Genomic DNA, 22,525 nt, shown 5'->3' on the forward strand with positions numbered 1-22,525 from the left:
CTTCTCCTTCGTAATACTATGGAGAAGGAGCTATCGGGATGTAGTTTGGAATTTAATTAAAAAGTAGTGGGCGGTCTTTCTTTATAAAGGATGCAGAGGGGCATAAGCAACTATGAATTACACCATATTAGCCTTTAGTTAAACTTTTTGAATTTTAACGTTCAGTTAGTTCCTTATCGATGTTATTGATCAATGTTTTCGATTTTGTCAACAAATTTTCGAAGTATCCAATAAAATAGCGGTACTTCATATTATACATAATTTGGGTATCCTCCAATATTTTAAATGACTCCGAGGTGGGGTCGTTAATGAATCTCCAATCTGTACCTTCCATTAATTTTTCTTCATCGTAAATATCCTTAAAGTAATATTTTGAGCCAACCCTAAGCGCTCCGGGTAAAAATTCCCTTGAGGTTAAACCGTTGATCTCTTCGAAATGTTTGGTAGCAACTTCATATTCACGATATAAGTTGATCATTTGAATTTTTAAACCCTCATTTTCTAAAATATTTATCTGCCCTGAACTTTTTAATTCCTCATAAGTACTTGTCTGCATTACCAGATTATCTGAGTCCCAGTTCTGTAATTTTAATATTTTTCTAAATTCCTTTTCTGATTTCTGCGTATTATATATTTCATGAACAAATTCATATTGTTCGGCTCTTAGGTTAATAGTTCGCTGTAATCTGTCATTGAGATAAAGGGTGTCTGCAACAAGATCTTGTCGGAGTCTCTTCAAAATCTTAATCTCTAATATTTCAGATTTCCTGTCCTCATTCCAATTATTCACCTGAAGCGCAATCAATATCCCAATCACAACAAGAGCAATCTCCCCAATGGCATATTTCAAGTATTTTCCAGTTTTGTTTTTTTCCATATGGTCGAATCTGATTTTTCGAAAAAAATTAATCATACTTTTTGCTTTAAACGCCAGCGCGGCAGGCTGGCCCATTCGCTAAAAATGTCTGCCAGACATTTTTTTGACGCTCTGTCCTGAAAGAAGTTAATCATTAGTTAAACGAATTATTTTTTTTGATATGCTCTCTAATGAGTCCAATGTTATTTGATAAAACGCTACAGACCAAGCATGATTATCTACATGATTCTCAAATTCGATGTCTTGAAATACTTGGCTGTTATCACTTTTTAGTCTAGACTTTTCATTCCAATTAAGAGGCCCATAACTATCTATGTTTTTTAGCGATGCATTTTTGGCAAGATATGGCAGGAACATATTCTGGGTATTTTGGTCTAAAGTTTCCCATGCATCTTCTTTTTCTTTAATACCAGCAGACCATTCAAAGAGCGCTTTTTTTAGTGGATCAGAGGATATTACATTTAATTTCCCAGAAGCAAGTATTTCGGTGATGGAATTTTCAGTTGGGTTGAAATCATAAATATCAATAATTTTTGAAAGCAAACTATCCAAATTATGTTTTTTGAGTTCGGTTTCTGATAGGCCAACCATTGATATAATTGTGTTGGTTGACTTCCATACTTCAAGATAAAGGTTTTGATGCTTTTCTAGCAATTTGTGATTGTTTTTGAACTCATTGTTGATGTTGTTAAGAATCTGCTGCTCTTCTTTGATTTCCTTTTGATGTTCATTCCAATTATTGATCTGTAGGGCTATCAAAATCCCAACTACCACTAGTAAGATCTCCCCAATAGCATACCTCATGTATTTTAAAGGCTTGTTATCATCTGCGAGTTTTTTGCGGATTTTACGAAAGAAGTTGATCATGAGAAGTAGTTGGTTGGTCTTCCTAAGGTAAGCAATTATAGGAGCTTTCCAACATCAGGATTAGTGATGAGATTCTGAGAATGCTCTTAAAGAATTAATCAAAGCAATTGAATGAAGCCGGACCTGCCCTTACGAATCCTTTTTTAGGGGAGCAGGAGCTGGTAAAACCCGGGTGAAAACCTGAGTAGTATTTAAAACCTATTCCGTTTTATTATTTTCCATTTCTGTTCCCGGTACCGGCTGCCACAGCGTCCACGCAATGATAAACCCCCAAATAAAGCTTGATGTGCTTGTTTCCAGAAGATGCGCTATCCGAACCATTTCGGGCATGATAGGATTGGGAAGCAATAATCCGCTGCTGCCAAGGATAGTAAATAAAAGCCCCAGTAGTATACCTTTCGAGATCTTGGTCCCCCTGGCCATCTTCAAAACCAGGATGCCAATAAAAACCCATAAAAACCCCCTAAAGATTTGAAACAGATAAAGTCCGGATTGGAAATTTCCCTTCATGATCTCCACAAACGAATCTATCTCTCTGGTGCCGGAGTACAGGAGGCGAACTTCTTCAAATTGCCAGGCAACCAAATAGCCGAAGGCAAAATAGATCAATGGCCAAATGACTGCCGAAAGTAATAGTATCTTTTTGACACTAAATCTAAAGCGAGGCGTATTATTGTTTTTGTCGGGCTCAGATTTGAATTTACCTGTGATCCATATTGCAATCGTTGTAAAGGTTACAAGGGTAAATGCTCCTCCAAGAACGATAGTCGCTATACCATTGCCGGGCAAACCCAGGCTATCATTAAACCAAACAGTCTCAATCTGGGACATGAAATACTGGATCCCAAAGGAAACCAGGAAAACAAGACCCGCCAGCTTCCAGCCCGTATAGCGGGCTTTGTAAATTAGTTTAAGTATAATCCCGGCATTAAGTGCACTTACCAAAAAGAAAATGAATCCTGCAGCACCATCGCTATCCGTTTCCATTTCCATGAGATTACTCGGAAAAATCAAATTCCCAATCATCAAACCTGCTACCCATAAAATCATCATCAGGATACTTAGCCCAAGCCAGATTGCAATCTTCTTCATTAATTCCATAACTAGTTTTAAAATTATTGGGAGTACTAAAACGGCCCAAAGATCCCTAAATAAAGTTCCATAAAACATGATATTTGTCAACTCCTACACGCCTTCTGGCCTGTTCTCTAAAAAATATTCACTGAATGGTTTTTTAAGGCTCCGTCCTGTTTCGATAAAGAAAGAAGTTGCTCACTTTTTCAATTCATAAAGTTCATTTTCAATCAGTGAAATCAATCTTTGCGTCTCCTTTATGTTCTCATATTGCAATTCAGCAATAATATTTCTTTGTACAGTTACAGATTTAATCATAGGCAGGTATATTGAGTCTTGTAATAATGCAGGATAATTGTTTGGATAAATAGGAACATTAAAAGGATCATTGGGATTATATTTATCAATCTCATAGCTAAAAAGCTTATCAATATAGAACTGTCTGTCTGGTTGAAAAGATTCAAAATATTCCATTTCTTCCAGCAAAGTCTTGTGTGTTAATTCAAAGAGCTCTACAATATTTTTTCTAAGTGTATCCGAGCTAATTATATTGTAACCAACATTTTTCAAACCTTCATAGCCCGCAAATGATAATGAAAGATTTGTTCCCGGCTTTCTGGCATCCTGAAAATGTTTATTCATAGTATCTGAATAGGCCATACCGCGTTCGAGAATAGTAATAACGATATCGCTTGATCTGTTCCAGTTTGATCTTTTTATAGAATCAGAAATCATCCTGTTGTAATTTTGTTTCAGGGATGTCAAGAGTTCTGTTAAAACTTTCCGTTCTAGTTTCCGTTCTTTCTTATGCTCATTCCAATTGTTAATCTGTAAGGCAATCAAAATACCAATAACAACCAGAAAAATCTCGCCCACAGCATACAACAGGTACTTGCTGAATCTATTGTCAGTAATTAAGCGTTGCCGGATTTGACGGAAGAATTTAATCATGGAAAGTACGCAGATGATTGTTCTTCCTAAGGTAAGGAATTATTGTAATGAGATTACTATTTAGAAATTCCCTTTTTTTTTGGATTTGTATAAAAAGGCTTATTGGTAATAGTTAGCGATTTACCACATCTCGAAATAAACCTTCTTTAAATTCCAAGTAATTCACCTGTATCCAGTGCACCCTTCAAATTTGCCGATACTTCCCAGTGGCTTCCGAAGAACCGTCCGCCATCGGCCCTTTTGATCTTTACTACTAAGGTGCCGTCCATCTTTTCTTCTACAGCTGTTACGACTACTTTATTTCCCGGCAACCCCTTGTAATTGGCCACCCCGCCTCTTTTGATAATAAAATTGGGCCTTGGAAAATTTATGTGTTCGTACCTTGGTGCATCGGGGTCGCCTATCCTAAAAATATCACCAACCTGTACCTCCTGGGGCGCTATGCAATTGGCATCGTTTGCATTTAGGCTTATACTTCCAACTGCAAATAATAGTACAAAAATGAGCTGTTTCATAACTTTAGATTAAAGATTTGGGATTAATATAAAAGTTTCTGACGGGCTAATAAATGATTTTTATCATGTCACCAATATGGCAATTTTTATAGTGATAATTGGGAAGAACTTAGTTGCTCTTCCAAAGGTAATTAATTATTAAATATGGCGGATGAGTTAAAGATCTTGCAAGGGGAATGAAATATTGATCTTTTAAAAACTTTAAAAACACCAAAACATTCAAATCTCCTTTGGAACATTACTATGCCTATCCGGACCATCTCCTTCTTTGCATACCTATTATATTTTCCATAGTAGACTGAGTGGATCAGATGGTTTTAACCTCCGGGAGGCAAAGTTCCTTGAGTTTGACATATTTGGTTTTTATTTCCATTATCCTTCGGGCGTAGGCTTTAGTTAAATCTTTTATTTTTAATTTTAATAAAATTAAGCCTCGACTGCCGTATCCAATGGCGTTAACCGTAGATTTTTATAATTACCCTAAAAACAGGAAAGAGTATGAATAGAAGAAAATCAATTGGATTACTAGGAATGGGATCGCTTCTTCTTGCGCAAAACGCGTTTTCCCGGGCCTCATCAGTCACAGGGAATACTGCATCAGATGATAATTTTATGAAAGCCTTCTCGGCAAGGTGGGAGGGACTGCGAATACATACCTTTGAAGTGTATGATGCCATGCCGGAAACTCAATTCGGTTTCCAACCCACTGAGGAGGTCATGTCATTTGCCAAACTCTTTTCTCATATCGGTGTTAGCCTGGATTATTATGCCGAGATCCTCGATGGCACCTCACACAAAGAGGAGATCGAATCAGTTGAAAAGGGAGTAGTATTACCTTATTTGCAGGAGCGATTTGAACGATTTGAAGATGCATTAAAGCAGCTGAATCCAAGTGATCTGTACAACCGTAAACATAATTTAGGCACCAGGGACGGGGAAATTTATTTCTCTAATTATGACATATTGATGCTGGCCTATAATCACACGGTGCATCACAAAGGACAGGCAACTACTTACCTGCGTTTGAAAGATATTGTACCTCCTCAATACAGATTTTGATGTTTTTACGTATTTTTTATTTTGAAGAAGGGATCATAGTTAGGGAAGCAGTTGGTTGTTCTTCCTGAGGTACTGAATTATTAAATATGGCAGATGAGTTAGAGAGCTTGCAAGGTGTATGAAATATTGATTTTCTAACAATTTTAAAAACACCAAAACCGTCAAATCTCCTTAGGAACATTGCTGTAGTTATCCGGGAAGTTATGGCGATATTAGGGTATATTAGTATTTTTATATTGAGTTACCATTCATTGATCCCTGACTAAAATTAGAAAATTATGAATAGAAAAAAATTTATTAAAAACTCTCTTGGTGTGATTGCCCTTACAAGCACTGCCCCTACTTTAGCTTTTACTCACTTTGTGCAAGACCCCGCCCCCCTTGACATTAAACTGGTCAAAGAATTCGTAGTTGCAGGACATAAAAACTTACCTCTTGTGAAAGAAATGCTACAAGAATACCCGAATTTAATTTATGCCCGGTATGATTGGGGGAATTCAGATTTTGAAGAGGCCATTGAGGGAGCCGGCCATTTAGGAAATAAGGAAATTGCTAATTATTTGATTTCCCAAGGGGCTCGAGTAAACTTATTTGTACTGACTATGTTAGGAAAAACCGACTTGGTAAAGCCAACTTTGGAGGCCTATCCCGAATTAGTCTTTTCTAAAGGGGCACATGGCTTTACTTTACTTCATCATGCCAATGTTGGAGGAGCCAAAGAATTGCAAGACTACCTACAAGAAAAAGGGCTAAAAGAAACCAATATTAAAATCAGATAAGCCAGCAAAGTAGACAGAAAACAGGCTACAACAAATGCTATTATCCATAGGCTAAAGTGATCTTGTAAAGAGCATTGGAATCCGTTACCTTTAGAGTTAAAAACGGATGGAAAGCCTACCGATTTTAGCTAGGCGTTAGAGAAAATCCAAAATGATTTTTTTCGCCACAGCGATTAATTTATGCTCAGTTGGAATTAACAAATGACAACAACCGTGATACCATAGTTAATAAAATGAAAATCACACACTACTTATACAATGCCTTTATCATTGAGACTGATGATAAGAAAATAGCCATTGATCCGGGAGGCCTGATGTTTTATTTTTTTCGGTTTACCACGATGATCCCAAAAAAGGAATGGAAATCTATTACTCATATTTTTGTAACGCATGGAGACCCGGATCATTATTGGCATGCGGACAGACTAGAAGAATCTTCAGGCGCTCCGATAATTTGCAATAAAACAATGATCAAAAATGTGGATGGGAAAAACTTAATCCTCGGCCCTCGGGATAAAGGACTTGCATTCACCACAGAAGTAGCAAAAATCCATACACTTTCTGTTGATGAAACAATTGAGGTTGATGGAATGTCAATCACAGGAATAAAGTCTACTCATGGCTCCCTAACTTTTAAACTTGGACCATTCTCTAAGACTTTAACCCCAGGTCCTGAAGAAAGAATTGGCTGGGGCGCCATTGGATTCCTTATTCAATTTGATGGAAAAACTATTGTCAATCTTGGAGACACACTTCTTCACGCAGATGAATGGAGTTCCATTAACAGTCCGGATGTTTTAATGATTCCAATTGGAGGAAAAACTGTTCACAATACTATGGATGAGAAAGAAGCCTTGCAAGCGGTACAGGTAATGAAGCCAAAACTTGTAATACCTTGTCATTATAACTGCCCTGCATTCTTTAGTAAAAAGTACAATCCTGCTGACGAGCATGAGTTTAAGAGAGAAGTTGAAAAACTAGGGATTAATTGTGCTATCCTTCATAAAGGAGATTCTATAATTTATTAAAGTAAGGAGTAACGTAGGTAGAAAAATGAAAGATATTTCTCTAACAAAACCCTTCCTAATGTCGGGCCATCTTTTAGCTAAACGTTAGCCTTCATTGCACAAAATTCAAGTTAATTAATTGTTTTACCTTTCAAAGAACAACAAATCGTTAAATGATTAAATTCTTTCGAAATAATTGTCAAAAACTTCTGAATGAAAACAAAGCAAAAGACAAAAAAATATAGCATAAACAAGGTATTTCTAATCTTTTGCATCCTATTGCTAACGGTTTCAAACAATTTGGTTAGTCAAACTATTTCCAACCCGGGCCTTAAAGATGCACCCAATTCTATCATGGGTTTCAATCATATTGGGATAGTCGTTCAAGACCTCGAAAAGATGGTCGCTTTCTATCAGGCTGCGACGGGTTTTGAGATAGTGAAGCGCGAAAAAATTTCGAATAGTACAATTGCTGATATTTTATACAATGAAAGCGGAATCGCCTATGAAACTGTAACTTTTAAAGCGCCTAATATGCTTTTAGAGTTGACACATTTTGCCAATACTATTGCTGAGCCTATTCAAAATATGCCGCCTGAAGGTCCGGGGATGACACATACTTGTTACCAATCTCCTTCCTGGAAATCGGGCTACCAAAAATTTAAAAATCAAAAAGCCACGATCTTGTCAAGAGGAGATGGCCCGGTAGATCTTGGAGGGTATGGTGTCACCTATGCCTACGCCTACGACCCCGAAGGCAATATGATAGAACTGGAACAATTGGATCAATCCATATTGAATAAAGATGGCTACGACGCGAACTGGCAAAAAGAAAAAAAAATGTGGATGACCCAGGTTGCTCTGATAAGTCCGGATTTAAAAAAACTTTCGAACTATTATGAAAAGATATTGGAGTTTGGGCCACGACGTGAAGCTAGTTTAGCCAATAATGCCAAATTGGATGAGATAGCCGGCGTTGATAATATAGAACTCCTTGCTGCCTGGTTTGGTATGGATGGGCAGGGAAAGATGATGGAACTCATGCAATATATTCATCCGAAAACAGCAAAGCCTAAGGGCAAAAAACCACTGAAGAGTTTGGGCTATTCTTTTTCTTTTGAAGTGGAAGACATTCATCAGGAGTATAAACGGTTGAAAGCATTGAATGTAGATTTTATAAGTGAGCCACAAATGTTGGGCGAGTTTTGGATGGTTTTTGCCCATGACATAGATGGTAATATTTTTTCACTGCGTCAGGCCATTAGTGTTTCTTCAGCATATTCTCTAAAAAATCTCTATGACTAAGAAATCAATATTTGTCCTGTTATTTTTAGCGGGAATAGTGGGGATAGGTTTTTACATATATTATAAGCCATCTGATGCGCAAGTCGTTGCTAAGGTCGAAACACCAACACAAGCAGCGCTTTTATATAAATCCAGATGTGCCATTTGCCATAATGGAGCAAGCCCCGAAGCACCTAAAATAGAAGCATTGAAATTGCTGCCTCCTGCGGCCGTTCTTAAGGTCTTAAGAACAGGGGTGATGCGCAATCAGGCCAGTACATTGTCAAAAGAGGAACAGGAATTGGTAGCCAACTACATTTCCGAAGTAGATGATTTTGATGAAGGTCCAACCATCATTAAAGGACTATGTGATGCACAAGAGGAAGAAGCTATCCAAAACGTTTCCATTGGCAATTGGGGGTTCAATTTGTCAAATACCCGATTTAATAATAGCAGTGATTTATCTATTAACTCAAAAAATGTATCGCAATTAAAATTGGATTGGGCTTTTGCTTTTCCAGGGGCATCCAGAGCGCGGGTGCAACCTACCATCGCTGGTAATACCATTTATACAGCCAGCCAACATGGAACAGTTTACGCACTGGATAAAGCAACGGGATGTGTCCGATGGACTTTTCAGGCAGATGCTGAAATCCGAAGTGCTATTACCATTGGCACCAACGAAAATGGTGAAGCTACCCGATTATATTTTGGTGATTTCAATGCTAAGATCTATGCATTTGATTTGAAGACCCAAATGCTGATTTGGACACAACAAGTCGATGAACATGCCGTGGCTACCATAACTGGTTCACTCAATCTTTATAAGGATCGTTTATATATTCCTGTTTCATCTACTGAGATTTTTAATGCCTATGACCCCAACTATGAATGCTGTACTTTTCGAGGTTCGGTCGTTGCTTTAGACGCAGTAACAGGGAAAATGATTTGGAAGCGCTATACCATTGCAAAAGTGCCAGGCCCACAGGGTTTAAATTCGGCTAATCGGCCTATCTATGCACCTTCCGGCGCACCCGTATGGACAAGTCCTACCATCGATGCCAAGAGGGAGGTACTCTACATTGGAACAGGGGAAAATTATACTCAACCCACCACCATGACCAGTGATGCTATTATTGCGATGGCCCTGGAAGACGGTGCTATCCAATGGGTACAACAAACCGTTCCTAAAGATGCATGGAATGGCGCTTGTATGACCCCCGGTTCTCCCAATTGTCCAGACGAGGTAGGTCCGGATTATGACTTTGGGGCATCCCCGATTTTAGTCAAAAGAGAGCATTCATCGGATCTTATTCTGGCGGGTCAAAAATCAGGAATGGTGTACGCTATGGACCCTGATCGTGATGGAGCCATTGTTTGGCAAAAACGAGTAGGACGGGGCGGCATAATGGGAGGCATTCATTGGGGGATGGCCACAGATGGCAAAACGCTTTACGTACCTGTTAATGACCATTCGGTTTATCCTGAGGATGCAGACAAACCTGCTTTCCCGGGTGTACATGCTGTGGATGTAAACAATGGGCAACCCATTTGGTCCATTATTGAAAAAGATAGATGTGGAGATGTCGAATGGCAGTGCGGCCCTGGAATATCAGCGGCTATAAGCCTTAGCCCGGAACTCGTTTTCGCCGGGGCCCTTGATGGGGTACTTAAAGCTTATTCTTCCCAGGACGGAAAGGAGCTTTGGGTTTATGACACGAATCAGGATTTTGAAGCCACCAATGGCATAAAGGCTTTCGGAGGGACGATTGATTCTGACGGACCCGTTATTGATGGCAATCAATTATTCATTAACTCTGGTTATTCTAAATTTGGGGAGAAAGCAGGTAATGTCTTGCTGGCTTTTAAATTGGAATAATAACAAAATGCATTACCTGGACTTTCATAATTTGAGCAAGGCATTGTAATTAATAATAAATCCAATAATAAATGAACTTATTCGATCTGACAGGGAAAGTATGCATCGTAACAGGAGGTAATGGAGGGATTGGCCTGGCTTATGCAAAGGGGTTGCTTAAGGCAGGTGCGCAGGTTGCGATTTGGGGGCGCAGTGCAGAAAAAAATAAAACAGCCCTTCAAGCGCTTGATACTTTAGGTGGAACTGCTGCCTCGTTCATAGCTGATCTAACGGACGAAGATCAAGCCAAAGCAGCTTTCGATGCAACGCTTGCGCATTTTGGGAAGGTCGATATTTGTTTTGCCAACGCGGGAGGAGCAGGTAAACAAGGCTTATTTCATAAATGGAGCACCGAGGAATGGCAACAGATACTCGATCTCAATCTTAATAGCGTTGTTCATACGTATAAATTGGTCATTAAGCATTTAATAGATCGGGAGGCACCGGGTAAATTAATTGTTACTTCTTCGATTGCCGCACTTATGGGAACAGGCTATGCAGCAGGTTATGGAACTACCAAAGCTGCCGTGATGGGATTAACACGTTCATTGGCCATAGAATTGGGCCGAAATGGAATTCAGGTAAATGCCATTCTGCCAGGATTCGTAGAAACGGAGATGTCTGTAAAAACGCCTCCTGAATTTCAAGAAGGCGTAGTTCGCCGGTCTGCTTCCGGTAAAATGGGCACACTCAATCAACTTGAGGGGGTAGCTGTTTTTTTAGCATCGAGTCACAGTGATTTTATGACTGGGCAGGGTATCGTATTGGATGGAGGTCATTCTATTTTTCCAATGTGATTTGGATGAACTTCGATGCTACCACTATTTGACGAAGAAGGGAATCATTTGGTTAGGTTTTTGACCCATAAGGTCTCAGCGTTTACAAGACGTTATGGTAAATAAGAGATTTCTAATTCAATGGTATTGACCTTTACCTAAGAGTGTCACTTTATTTGGAGTCTTAAACCATAATTTTATTTAACTTGTATTCTTGTTGGAAACTACGCCAATGGCACACTTGAGTTTTACATGTAGATTCGCCTATTGAAAACTTACTAGATGATTAAAAAAATATTCTTTCCTGTTATTCTGGTCTTGCTCGGATGGGCATTTTTTATAAACCCTACGATCAAGGAAGTAGGTGCCGGGGTAGCTATACTACTCTTTGGAATGATCATGTTGGAAGAGGGCTTTAATGCTTTTGTAGAAGGGCCACTGCAAAAGTTGTTGAGACGCATGACGAATAAGTTATATAAAAGTTTGGGGTTGGGATTCCTGGTAACAGCATTTTTACAATCCAGTTCTTTGATTAGTGTAATTACAATTTCCTTTCTCAGTGCAGGCCTGATCGAACTCTATGCAGGAATAGGGATTATTTTCGGGGCAAATTTAGGCACTACTGCCACTGCCTGGCTGGTAGCAATTTTTGGTTTGAAAATTAAGGTTTCTGCCCTGGCAATGCCCATGCTGGCTTTTGGAATTCTCTTTGTATTTCAAAAATCAAAAAGCCTTAAAGGCATTGGTTATGTTCTTGCCGGACTGGGTTTTTTCTTCCTGGGTATTCACTTTATGAAACAAGGCTTTGATATTTATCAGGACAGTATTAACCTGGCTGATTTTGCGATGCCGGGATTTTGGGGTCTGATAGTGTATACTTTCATTGGCATTCTTATCACCCTTATTTTACAATCCAGTAGTGCGGCCATGGCTTTAATTCTCACTGCACTGGCTGCCGGGCAGATCACTTACGATAATTCTTTGGCACTTGCTATCGGAGCTAACGTAGGGACTACCATAACCGCGATACTGGGGTCACTCAATGCCAATGTTGCTGGAAAACGACTTGCCGGGGCACATCTGATATTCAATATGGTGACCGGCATTATTGCCCTTATTTTTATTGCTCAGTTGGGACAACTTGTGAATTATATTTCATTTTCAACGGGGATCGCTGCTACTAATTATACGATCAAATTATCCATCTTCCATACGATTTTCAATTTAATTGGCGTGTTGATAATGATACCGTTTATAAAGGTGCTGGTCAGGTTCTTAACCCGCGTATTTGTCGAAAAAGAAAAAGATGATAAAATTGAGTACCCCAAATATCTGAACGAAAGTGTATTGGCTTATCCACAAACTGCCCTACGCGCTCTTTTGGACGAAAGCAAAAGGTTGTTTGAAAAAGCAACTTACGAAATTGTTTCTCATGGCCTTAATTTGCGTGTGAGAGATATTAAAGGTGATACCAAATTAAAAAAGGTGGTACAAAAATCTAAAGAGGAACTGGAGGTTGATATTGATGAGCTGTATTACAATAAAGTAAAAATCATTTATGGTAAAATAATTAAATACGCGACCCTTGCACAAAGTAAATTCTCCTTGTCCCCGGAAGCCATGAAAGCATTTACAAGAATAAAATTGGCCAACCGGAATATCGTAGAGACGATAAAAGACATCCGTGGCCTGCGAAAAAATGTAAGTCAATACATGGTTTCTGATAACAAGTATATTCAAAAAGAATATGACCGGTTAAGACGTAAAGTTTCACGGGTTCTGCGAGAAATTTATTTTACCCGAAAAGATGAAACCCCTGAAGCGCATTTAGAGCGACTTGAAAAACTTAAAGAAAAAGCAGAAAAAAGCGATGTGTTGCTCGATGGCACACTGGATAAATTGATTAGGGAGCACAAGATATCCAGCGTAATGGCAACATCTCTCGCCAATGACAGTGATAATGTTGCGGACATTGTGAAAAAATTGATTGAAACTGCAGAATTGCTTTATATAAATAGTGATACGCTTATAAAATTGCCCGAAGAAGAAAAGAAAAAGAAAAAAGAGAAGGAGAAAAAAAAGAAAGTAAAAAGTTAGGAATTTAAATCGCCTTCTGCGATAAAAACTATATAGTGTCTAATCAAGTTCTGGCCTTCCCTTTTTTACAATTATTAATTCTAATTCTATATCACAGGGGAAGTTAAAAAAATGGAAGCTCAACTTTTGAAGTTACAGGTCCGTTACCAGGGAAACCTTGGGATGTTTCCATAAAATACTTGCAGGCAAATTAGGGGTAATAACCTTTTTGAGCCATTCAGAATAAGTAGCTGTTTTTCCGGGTCCGGTTACAATAAATAAAATTTCTTTTGCTTGCAGGATTGATTTAATTCCCATAGTTATTCCATATTCAGGGGGTGTTTTTTCCGAGCTAATCATCTTATGTTTTTGGGTAGAGCGTGCCAATTTGGAAACATAACATTCATCAGGAGGCCAATTTTCGGCCGGCTCTATAAAACCCAAATGACCATTTTTTCCCATTCCTAAAATGAGGATGTCCAGCGGACCTTTTATCTCAAGTTCTTTTTGCATAGAACATGCCGCCTCCTTTGCCTGTATTTTATTGTCAAGGAGAGTTAAATCGGGAGAAAAGTAATGTGTTCTTTCCTCGGCTATTCCCCAGGGGATTCTCACCTCTTTTTCAATGTAACTCATACAACTATGTTGATATTCGGACAATCCAACCCATTCATCCAATTGAAACAAAGAAAGCGATTTGGTATGCAGGTTTTGGGCCTTTGTGATATAGCAATACATTCCTAATGCAGAATTTCCGGTGGCAATACTTATCTTGCTTAATGGGTTTTTTCTGATCCTCCGGATTAACCAGTCAGCAGCCGTTTTGCTTAATTCCTGATAGTCTTTACACTGATTTGTTGTCATTAATACCAAGCTATTTCACCATTGTAAGGAACACAGCCTTTGTAATATCCCGGGATAGGATTGTACCTCAACCCTTCCATGATGCCTGGTTTAGAAGAAAAATATCCCCACTGCGTCAGGGACTTAAGGTCTTTAAAATAATGAGGAATTTTATGGGTTGCGGCAGTTGCTTCCACGTCTAGTTGCTCAATTACTTCATATTTTTTCTCTGATGAATAATCTAAAAAGCCATCACCTAATAATTGGTTTAACCCAACCAGGATGCGATCCTTTCTTGCAATTCCATAACAATCTTCTGCAATGAGTGCTATAAAATGATGAACGTTAGCCTCTTTGGCCCCCGGCGATGCAGCTGTTTCGGGTAAAATAATTTCGACAATGTCAGCCAGAAGCAATTGATATTCTTCGTTAAATAAAGAGGGATTGCTGTTATCTGTACATCCTTCTAATAGCCAGGAAAAGGGGATAAAACTTCCGGCAGACCACCGGGCTAATATCCCTAAAGCATTTCTGCGGTCTATTTTTTCCATAATACATACGGTTTTTTGGCATCAGTCTTAAAGGGCATCATGATCTTTTTTCCTGCACCTGCGGAAGCATATGCTGCGAAAAGAACCTCTAAAACAGCCTTGCCATCCTCCCCTGTAACCAGGGGCGTACGGTCGTTCTTAACACAGTCTACAAAATGCGCCATCTCCTGCGGAAATCCATAGTTCCACAGTTCTTCATACATTGTAAAACTCCAGCCTTTTGTGTCTCCTGCCTTTTCCACTGCATACCCTACCCCTTTTTCACTATAGGTCAGTATGGAATTTCCCTGCAGCACATCCGCATATGCGACCCCTTCACTTCCATGTATTTCAGCTTTATCGTCCATCCCTCCTTTTTTGATCCAACTTTCTTCTGCAATTGCGGTTACCCCATTGCTAAATTCTAAAATAAGTACGCTGTTGTCATCTCCAATGGTTTTATCCTGATGTACAGAGGTTTGCATTTGTGCATAGACCGAAACAATGGAAGCGTTAGGGTTTAACCACCTGAAGAATTGAATGGCATGACATCCCATATCCATCATGACACCGCCCCCTGATTTTTCAACATCATAAAAATGAGCTGCATGAGGGCCATCGTGCTTTTCAGACTGTTTTAAAAATATTGGATACCCCAAAGCTCCTTCATCTAAGAGCGCTTTTAAGCGTACATATTTTGGCGTAAAACAGAGCTCTTCTGCATACATAAGTTTCACCTTATTTTTTTTGCAGGTTTCGATCATCAGGTCTGCTTCCTCCAGGTTTAAGCAAAGTGGTTTTTCTACCACTACATGCTTTTTAGCCTCTGCTATTTTAACGGCAAGTTCGCAATGCAAATAGTTGGGAGCGCCAAGAATAACCATATCAATTTCATCCAGCTCTAAAAAGGCCTCTATATCAGTAAACCAATTAGGGATCTGGTGTTGTTTCGCAAAGGATTTTACATGCGATTCGTTGGGAGATATCACTGCCACAATAACCGCATCGGGTACCGTTTTCAGTGCTTCCGCATGAATGTTAGCGATAAATTGAGATCCTATGATACCAATTCCCACTTGTTTGCGTTGCGTATTTTTCATATTCTCCGGGCTTTAAATTGTTCGGCGGCGTAGGTTGCAGCTCTTGCCGTAAAGGCCATATAAAGCAAGGATGGGCTTTGGTTTCCGGTGCTTGTCATACATGCTCCATCAGTCACAAATACATTCTGGCACAGATGCAGTTGGTTATATCTATTGAGCATGGACATTTTCGGATCAGCCCCCATTCTGCACCCTCCCATTTCGTGAATGTCCAGGCCCGGCGCTTGTTTAGAATCGTCTAGTTCAATATCGGTACACCCCATGGCTTCAAGCATGGTTTTACTTTCCTTTAAAAAGTCCTGAACCATCAGTTCGTCGTTATCGTCATAATTCACATCCGTTACGAGCTGCGGAATTCCCCAGGGATCTTTTTCTGTGTCAGACAAATAAACCCTGTTGGATGCTTTTGGAATGGTCTCGCCCTGCATATACATATAAGCCTGCCAATCTCCGGGAAGGCGCAGGCCTTCTTTATATGCCGCCCCAATGCCGGGGCCATTTTCGGGAGCCTCTTCATTTCGCGCCCGGTATGCCCCACTGAAAATGGTATATCCGCCAACAAAAGGCATATCATTCTTATAAACATTTCTGAAATTGGCTAAAATAAGTTCAGAAGGATTCCTGCCATAAACATAGGTGTCCCTAAACCCTTCAAACCTGCCCGAGGCCCATCCACGGTAATTGTGAAAACCCACATAACGCCCCAGGATGTCATGATCATTTCCCAGCCCATTAGGAAAACGATCTGAGGTAGAGTTCAATAAGATAAGATTTGTGTTCAGGGCCGAGGCATTAACAAAAATTATGCTGGCTTTTAACTCCTGTCGCGATCCTGTGGCCGTATCTATATATTCAATTCCGGTAGCATTTTTTTGTTGGTCATCATAAATGATTTTAACTACAACCGCATCGGAAAGAATGCTGAGGTTTCCGGTTCGTTGCGCCGAAGGCAGGGTACTGGAATTACTGCTAAAATAGGCGCCAAAAGGACATCCTCTCATACAAAGATTTCTTGATTGGCATTTTCCTCTGCCCAATTCTAAATGGTGTTCTTTAGGCTCGGTCAGGTGCGCCCATCTTCCATGTACCAGATGCCGGTCTGGATATCTGTCGCTTAATGTCTTACTCATATGGCGTTCAACACAATTCATTTCGAACGGAGGTAAGAACTCCCCATCGGGCATGGATTCTAAGCCGTCTTTATTTCCACATACTCCTATAAAGTCTTCTACTAAATGATACCAGGGAGCCATTTCCGGGTAATCTACCGGCCACTGAATTCCATACTTATATTTGAAAGGGGATTCGAATTCGGATTGGCTCCATCGTTGGCAAGCTCTGCCCCATATTAAGGATTTTCCGCCCACTTGAAACCCGCGGATCCAATCGAAAGGCTTTTTTTGTACATAGGGCTGTTCCTTATCTTTAATAAAAAAGTGGGCTGTATCTTCGCCAAAACCTGCCGATTTGGTGATCAAGGGGTTCTCATCTCTGAATGACCTGGGCATCCAGCCGCCGTGAGGAAGTTCCCAGGGGTGCAAGTGAGCAGTAGGATAATCTTTATTGTGCTCCACATTTCTTCCCCGTTCCACAACACAGGTTTTAAGACCGTTTTCGCACAATACCTTAGCGGCCCATCCACCAGAAATGCCGGACCCAATCACGATGGCGTCGTAGGTTGTATTCATTTTAAAATGATTTAATCTCTTAAATATAACCAATAGATAGGTCACTTAAAAAACAAAATAACCAGATAAACGCAAATAGAGAATAGCACATACGAAATCTCACAAGAGCGGGAACCTCAGGTCCAGGACCGAAGCGAGCTAACCCAGCCCATGTCCGTCGCAACGCAGTGAAGGAGGACGCCAATTATAGAAGGCGATTTTTAATCACCTTTTGTGATGATTTTCCTTATGTTTTCTCAGTAATAGACAGATTGATCACAATGGCCATAAGGAGCCAGATAATAAAGGTTTCCCCATGGGTCATTTCATAGGTTGATCCTGCTGCTTTAGCGGCTAGTAATACAATGTATACCACCACTGGAGATAAAAGCAAGCTAATTAGAAAATGAATAATCGATTTTTTATAATCCATAATAGGTTGGTTTTAAGACTTAATAGTAGCCATTTTTTGTCAGATTAGAAAATCTGAAAAGGAATAAAACACAAAAAAGGTTCGCTTCATTTATGTATGAGGCTTATGAAGCGTTATTAAAGAACACCCGAGATATATTTCTTTAATGGCGGAATTTGGTTGGGAATAAACAAGAAGCCAAAATCCCTGCATAAAAAATGGGCAATTTTGTAGTGAGGTACTAGTGGAAGGATTAATTTCCTATGGAGATCAGAGGCGCCACGGAGCCCGAGCCGTCTTTAGCCATACTCATCAGCATTTGCATGACGCCAAAGGTGTTTTTTGATTTCACATCCCGGTCGTCTATATAGTACCAATGGCCTCGGTAATTAATGCTCAGGTAAGCGTTTTCCGGCTTAATTTTGTCGACCAGGATATGGATGAGGTCCGGGTCATCCGGCCGGAAGGTTGCCAGAGTCCGCCCTTCACTGACGTGTTCCTCGGGCACATCAATGTACCAGGAAATATTGGATATCATTTCCAGGATGGAGTGCGTCTGAACTACAATTTGATTTTTCCTTTCAACGACTACGCCGTATTCAATATCGAAAATGTTGCTATCCGGATCCAGCTGCAGAAGCTCCTTGAATTTTGTAATGGTCCTCCGAACAGAATCCGTTCGGGGGATTTCGGGCAGGATAACATCTACATCCACCTTGGGCCAATCACCTCTGAAATGCATGCCCAATGCACCTGCTCGCTGTAGCTGGTGGAGAACCTCAAGCAATTCGTTAAATTTGGGGTCGCTCTGCCTTTGTTCCCCGGGCGTTCCAATCTCATTGTGGATCCCATTTATCATTGAATTGGTCAATCGCATCAGTCGTTCCGCAGACCATCCGGACTGGATCAGAAAAAAGATCACTGATGGGGGGAGTGGTGTAAGCAGGCTTTGTGAAAAAGCCTGTCCGGTCATGGGGGTATAGGTAATCGTAGGGCGGTCTGACCAGTTCGAGGAAATATTCCCACCAATTGAATTTCCAACAGGGTTAGCACCCCCACTGACGCCCGCAGAACCGCCACGGGTGTATGAATTAATTACGGAGGACACGTTCATAAAACGGGGCATTTCCAAATACCTTAGCCGGACGATATTCAGCAACATCTGTTCGTTCTCATGGTTGGCGATGCGCTGGTTATAATTGAAGCTATCCTGCGGAATGGTCTTGGGGCCCATGGATTTGCAGGACGATAAGGCCAGGGCAAGACAGAGAATTATACAGGTCGATGCCAGGCTTACGGAGCGTGATATGTTTATTCGAACAGGAGTCAACAAAAGGAATGACATAGCTGAAATATGGGTTACAGTCTTGCTAAATATAATCGAAAGAAACCATATATACACAGTAACAAGAGGGATTTAAATGAAAAAAGAGTAAGCTATTTTTCTTATTCCCAAGCTGATACATAATGATATGCCATCTGAAATAGTCCGGGTGGGACCACTTAATAAAACCACATAAAAACTAATCCAGCGTTTAAAACCCTGGATTAGTATTCTTTCCTTGAACAAGATTCTCCAACTCTTATAGATAGAAGTTTCTCCTTCAATGACCCTAACGCACCTTATTCTTGCGTGACGCGATAAATAACATTAGCTCCGGCACCCGAAACATAGATGTCCACGGAAGATCCTAGGGTAACACCATCAAAGGACCACATTGGAGGAGCACCCAGACCAGGATTACCAAGTTCAAGACCCTCAGGAACGATCAAAGATAAAATGAATAGAACAGGCTTCCATATCCCCGTCATTATCAAAGTCGTATTCCCCGGTTTCGGCGCCCCCATTAAAGGTTAGGGTTGTACCGTCATAGGTGTGGCCGTAGGTATCCCAATCATTAGGCTCGTCATCCCAGGTAATTGCAAAGTAGAATGTTTGCTGCCACTCCTCCCAGAACATCTCCCCACTTACCGTATAGGCATCCCTATCTACGGGATCCAGGGTAAGGGTAAAGCGGCCATTGGATTGCACAGTCATACTGGCTGTTCCCCCGTCCTCGACCACGTCTACGGAGACGGTGTTTACACTAAATTGGGCTTTGGTGGCCTCCCAGGTTCCGGCGAGTTCGCTGATCTCGAACGGACCGTCTTTGGTTAGTTCCTCTGGGTCATCATCATCACTACAGGAGAAAGTCAGAGAAATCAACGAGATCAAAAAGAGATAGGTGAAATGTTTCATAGCTATATATTTTAGAAGTTAGAAGAGAGGGGCAACTCCCCTTCTGATTGCACTAATAAATGTATTGAGATCTTCTGCTGTAGGCAATGACCTTGGTCAGTGTGCTGTGAAAACGTGCTTGTCCTCTTCAATCTTTTCCGGCAACTTTTCCACTTCTTCCCTAACCAAATTCAGCGATTTAATTGACAATCTTTTAGATTTCTCAATCGTTACTTCGCACCTCCTGTCGAAATGACATAAAGGTATTCCCTAACCGAGTTCAGGGATTTATTTGACCATCTTTTAGATTTCTCAGTCGTTACCAACTACCTGGTTGTCCATCCACCATCAATGAGCATTATTTCCCCTGTGATCAGTGAGGCGGCATCCGAGGCCAAAAACACGACAGCGCCAGCAACCTCCATAGGTTTGCCAATACGGCCCAGGGGGATCCTGTCTAACACGCTTTGTCTAAAGGCCCTGTCCTTTAACCAGGGTTCGGTACCCGGTGTTTCTATAAAGGTCGGCGCCACAGCATTGACGTTTATATTATACTTTGCCCATTCTGAAGCAAGGTTCTTGGTCAGATGGTTGACCCCTGCTTTGGTCATACAGTAAATAGACTCATTGTCCAGGGCAATAAAACCGGCCTGGGAACTCATATTGATAATACGGCCCGATCCCTGTTTGATCATTTGTTTGCCCACAGCCTGTGCAGTAAAAAAGTTTCCTTTTAAATTCAAATTAATGGTATGATCAAAATCCTCTTCGGTTACATTTTCGGCAGGGTTACCGGGGGCAACACCAACATTATTCACAAGGATATTAATCTTGCCAAAAGTTTCAACCGTACGGGCAACAGCATCATTGATTTGCTGAAGATCGGAAACATCCATTTGCAAACGGATTACCCTTCTGCCCATGGCCTTAATTTCCTGCTCCAGTTCAGCGGCAGTAGTTACATCCCTTAGGCCCAGGGCAATGTCCGCACCTTCATTTGCCAGGGCAAGTGCGCATGCCCTTCCAAGACCTCGGGCCGCTCCCGTAATTATCGCCACTTTGCCATTGAGCTTGAAATTCGGGTATTCTTGTTCAGATTTTTTCATATTTAAATTCTTACCGTAATAAATTATCGTTTATGTGAACTTTGTTCGTAAACATCTTGCCCCGGCGACAATTTTTTGGAGAAATAAAAGCTTTTTTTGACTTCTTCAATCTTTTTGCCGTCATGGTATCTTAGAAATGATATATATTTAGTATTCGTTATCCTTTAAAATTAATCCTTTTTTTTGAACATATGCAGGCTGTTTTTGTTAGCTGATTTTGGCCCAACAATCCCTACATATGTTTAGTACATTTAAACGATATGACCAAACAACAGGGACAAACCAACAAGAGACTGCTTTCACTTGATTTTTACAGAGGCTTAACCATGTTTTTGCTCATCGCGGAGTTCTCACATTTATTTACCTATATGGTAGCTCCCGAACTTGAAGGATCAATTGTACACGCCATTGGCGAACAATTTCATCATGTAAAATGGGAAGGATTGCATTTTTGGGATTTGATTCAACCGTTTTTTATGTTCATTGTTGGGGTAGCTATGCCCTTATCCTTTTACAAGAGAATTGCAAGGGGGGATTCTTATAATCAGGTATTTAAGCACGCTCTGAAAAGGGCATTTGTGCTATTGGTCCTGGGCTGGGCACTGTATTGTATTGATCCTGGAAAAATTGTGTTTAGATTTCAAAATGTGCTTGCACAGCTGTCCGTAACTTATATTTTGGCCTTTCTGATCATGAAAAAACCAACTGTGGTACAGCTTGGTTTTTCGGTATTGCTGATTCTTATCACCGAAGGACTTTACAGGTTTTTCCCTGTAGAAGGATTTAACCAGGCCTTTGTTCCGGGGGAAAACTTTGGAGCTTGGTTCAATATTCTTATTTCAGGACAGGAAGATGGGGGTCATTGGGCAATGTTCAATGCTATTCCTACAACAGCGCATACCATTTGGGGGGTATTGGCGGGTAGATTGTTAATGAGTGACCAATCGAATAAAAGAAAGATGCAAACCTTGATTGTTGCAGGCATCATAGGATTGATTGTCGGATATGGACTTAGCCCGATTACCCCAATCATTAAACGAATTTCTACGAGTACTTTTGTATTTGCCAGTGGCGGATGGTCGGTGTTAGCACTAGCTTTGTGTTATTGGTTGATAGATATTAAGAAATACCAAAAAGGGGTTCTTTTTTTCGCTATTGTGGGAATGAACCCATTGTTTATTTACCTGTTTGCCCATGTTGGTGGGGCAGATCTTATTAGAAAGATTGTACTACCATTCTCCAACGCAGTATTTGGCTGGCTGGGTGAATTGAGTGCACTTCTTATTTTGAGCGCGATAGTCCTTTTCTTCTTATGGTACCTCTGCTATTGGTTATATAAAAAGAAAATATTTATAAAAATTTGAGTTTAATTGGTTTGTTCTCCCTTCAACTCGAGCCTGGCCACCGCAGCGGAGCAAAAGAAGGGGCCACAAAGAACCCCGTAAGTCGCTGCTTATGTGGATTTT

General features: G+C 40.4%; 22 protein-coding genes. 8 read left to right on the top strand and 14 right to left on the bottom strand.

Translation table 11 applies throughout. From position 1 onward, the window contains the following. Positions 1 to 154 precede the first annotated feature (154 nt). The 5 genes from ABJH90_RS07235 to ABJH90_RS07255 all read right to left on the bottom strand — a co-directional run bounded on the left by ABJH90_RS07235 (position 155) and on the right by ABJH90_RS07255 (position 4,284). A complete protein-coding gene (locus tag ABJH90_RS07235; protein WP_348142816.1) occupies positions 155 to 877 on the bottom strand; it encodes a DUF6090 family protein in 723 nt (240 codons plus the stop codon). Positions 878 to 1,003: 126 nt separating this feature from the next. Then, positions 1,004 to 1,744, bottom strand: coding sequence for a DUF6090 family protein (locus ABJH90_RS07240; protein ID WP_348142819.1), 741 nt, complete (start codon positions 1,742 to 1,744; stop codon positions 1,004 to 1,006). Between the two features lie 198 nt (positions 1,745 to 1,942). Further along, positions 1,943 to 2,836 (bottom strand): hypothetical protein, encoded by an 894-nt coding sequence (locus ABJH90_RS07245; protein WP_348142822.1) that lies wholly within the window; start codon positions 2,834 to 2,836, stop codon positions 1,943 to 1,945. Between the two features lie 180 nt (positions 2,837 to 3,016). After that, positions 3,017 to 3,769 carry a DUF6090 family protein gene (locus tag ABJH90_RS07250; RefSeq protein WP_348142825.1) on the bottom strand — a complete coding sequence of 251 codons (753 nt, stop codon included), beginning with the start codon at positions 3,767 to 3,769 and terminating at the stop codon, positions 3,017 to 3,019. A 146-nt stretch (positions 3,770 to 3,915) separates the two neighbouring features. After that, positions 3,916 to 4,284: a hypothetical protein gene (locus ABJH90_RS07255; protein ID WP_348142828.1), complete on the bottom strand. Its 369-nt coding sequence runs from the start codon at positions 4,282 to 4,284 to the stop codon at positions 3,916 to 3,918. Between the two features lie 498 nt (positions 4,285 to 4,782). Here ABJH90_RS07255 and ABJH90_RS07260 point away from each other — a divergent pair, with 498 nt between their 5' ends. The 7 genes from ABJH90_RS07260 to ABJH90_RS07290 all read left to right on the top strand — a co-directional run bounded on the left by ABJH90_RS07260 (position 4,783) and on the right by ABJH90_RS07290 (position 13,204). Further along, positions 4,783 to 5,343 carry a DinB family protein gene (locus tag ABJH90_RS07260; RefSeq protein ID WP_348142831.1) on the top strand — a complete coding sequence of 187 codons (561 nt, stop codon included), beginning with the start codon at positions 4,783 to 4,785 and terminating at the stop codon, positions 5,341 to 5,343. 278 nt (positions 5,344 to 5,621) lie between these two features. Continuing rightward, positions 5,622 to 6,122, top strand: a complete 501-nt coding sequence (locus ABJH90_RS07265; protein WP_348142834.1) for a hypothetical protein — start codon at positions 5,622 to 5,624, stop codon at positions 6,120 to 6,122. 233 nt (positions 6,123 to 6,355) lie between these two features. Next, positions 6,356 to 7,150, top strand: coding sequence for an MBL fold metallo-hydrolase (locus ABJH90_RS07270; RefSeq protein WP_348142837.1), 795 nt, complete (start codon positions 6,356 to 6,358; stop codon positions 7,148 to 7,150). 192 nt (positions 7,151 to 7,342) lie between these two features. Beyond that, positions 7,343 to 8,434 carry a VOC family protein gene (locus tag ABJH90_RS07275; protein ID WP_348142839.1) on the top strand — a complete coding sequence of 364 codons (1,092 nt, stop codon included), beginning with the start codon at positions 7,343 to 7,345 and terminating at the stop codon, positions 8,432 to 8,434. Then, complete coding sequence (locus ABJH90_RS07280) at positions 8,427 to 10,292, top strand: PQQ-binding-like beta-propeller repeat protein (RefSeq protein WP_348142842.1); 1,866 nt, start codon at positions 8,427 to 8,429, stop codon at positions 10,290 to 10,292. Before ABJH90_RS07275 ends, ABJH90_RS07280 begins: the two co-directional genes overlap by 8 nt. Before the next feature lie 71 nt (positions 10,293 to 10,363). Then, positions 10,364 to 11,128 carry an SDR family NAD(P)-dependent oxidoreductase gene (locus tag ABJH90_RS07285; protein ID WP_348142845.1) on the top strand — a complete coding sequence of 255 codons (765 nt, stop codon included), beginning with the start codon at positions 10,364 to 10,366 and terminating at the stop codon, positions 11,126 to 11,128. A 261-nt stretch (positions 11,129 to 11,389) separates the two neighbouring features. After that, positions 11,390 to 13,204 carry a Na/Pi symporter gene (locus ABJH90_RS07290; protein ID WP_348142848.1) on the top strand — a complete coding sequence of 605 codons (1,815 nt, stop codon included), beginning with the start codon at positions 11,390 to 11,392 and terminating at the stop codon, positions 13,202 to 13,204. A 132-nt stretch (positions 13,205 to 13,336) separates the two neighbouring features. Here ABJH90_RS07290 and ABJH90_RS07295 read toward each other — a convergent pair whose 3' ends face one another. The 9 genes from ABJH90_RS07295 to ABJH90_RS07335 form a co-directional block, all read right to left on the bottom strand. Then, complete coding sequence (locus ABJH90_RS07295) at positions 13,337 to 14,047, bottom strand: 6-phosphogluconolactonase (RefSeq protein WP_348142851.1); 711 nt, start codon at positions 14,045 to 14,047, stop codon at positions 13,337 to 13,339. Then, entirely contained in the window at positions 14,047 to 14,577 is a 531-nt protein-coding gene (locus ABJH90_RS07300) for a gluconate 2-dehydrogenase subunit 3 family protein (protein ID WP_348142854.1), read from the bottom strand. The genes ABJH90_RS07295 and ABJH90_RS07300 overlap by 1 nt, the downstream gene beginning before the upstream one ends. Continuing rightward, complete coding sequence (locus ABJH90_RS07305; protein ID WP_348142857.1) at positions 14,565 to 15,656, bottom strand: Gfo/Idh/MocA family oxidoreductase; 1,092 nt, start codon at positions 15,654 to 15,656, stop codon at positions 14,565 to 14,567. The genes ABJH90_RS07300 and ABJH90_RS07305 overlap by 13 nt, the downstream gene beginning before the upstream one ends. After that, the gene (locus ABJH90_RS07310; RefSeq protein WP_348142860.1) at positions 15,653 to 17,344 is read right to left on the bottom strand and encodes a GMC family oxidoreductase; all 1,692 of its coding nucleotides are present in this window, start codon (positions 17,342 to 17,344) and stop codon (positions 15,653 to 15,655) included. The genes ABJH90_RS07305 and ABJH90_RS07310 overlap by 4 nt, the downstream gene beginning before the upstream one ends. Positions 17,345 to 17,570: 226 nt before the next feature. After that, positions 17,571 to 17,756 carry a hypothetical protein gene (locus tag ABJH90_RS07315; RefSeq protein ID WP_348142863.1) on the bottom strand — a complete coding sequence of 62 codons (186 nt, stop codon included), beginning with the start codon at positions 17,754 to 17,756 and terminating at the stop codon, positions 17,571 to 17,573. A 232-nt stretch (positions 17,757 to 17,988) separates the two neighbouring features. Further along, positions 17,989 to 18,849, bottom strand: coding sequence for a hypothetical protein (locus ABJH90_RS07320; protein ID WP_348142866.1), 861 nt, complete (start codon positions 18,847 to 18,849; stop codon positions 17,989 to 17,991). Positions 18,850 to 19,358: 509 nt separating this feature from the next. Continuing rightward, a complete protein-coding gene (locus tag ABJH90_RS07325; protein WP_348142869.1) occupies positions 19,359 to 19,508 on the bottom strand; it encodes a hypothetical protein in 150 nt (49 codons plus the stop codon). Beyond that, complete coding sequence (locus ABJH90_RS07330) at positions 19,495 to 19,974, bottom strand: hypothetical protein (RefSeq protein WP_348142872.1); 480 nt, start codon at positions 19,972 to 19,974, stop codon at positions 19,495 to 19,497. Before ABJH90_RS07330 ends, ABJH90_RS07325 begins: the two co-directional genes overlap by 14 nt. Positions 19,975 to 20,279: 305 nt before the next feature. Beyond that, positions 20,280 to 21,059 carry a glucose 1-dehydrogenase gene (locus tag ABJH90_RS07335; protein ID WP_348142874.1) on the bottom strand — a complete coding sequence of 260 codons (780 nt, stop codon included), beginning with the start codon at positions 21,057 to 21,059 and terminating at the stop codon, positions 20,280 to 20,282. Between the two features lie 260 nt (positions 21,060 to 21,319). On the opposite strand from ABJH90_RS07335, the gene ABJH90_RS07340 reads away from it, so the two are divergent. After that, a complete protein-coding gene (locus ABJH90_RS07340) occupies positions 21,320 to 22,423 on the top strand; it encodes a DUF5009 domain-containing protein (RefSeq protein WP_348142877.1) in 1,104 nt (367 codons plus the stop codon). Positions 22,424 to 22,525: the final 102 nt, after the last annotated feature.

This window comes from Eudoraea sp. (genome assembly GCF_039969275.1).
Taxonomy (GTDB): domain Bacteria; phylum Bacteroidota; class Bacteroidia; order Flavobacteriales; family Flavobacteriaceae; genus Eudoraea.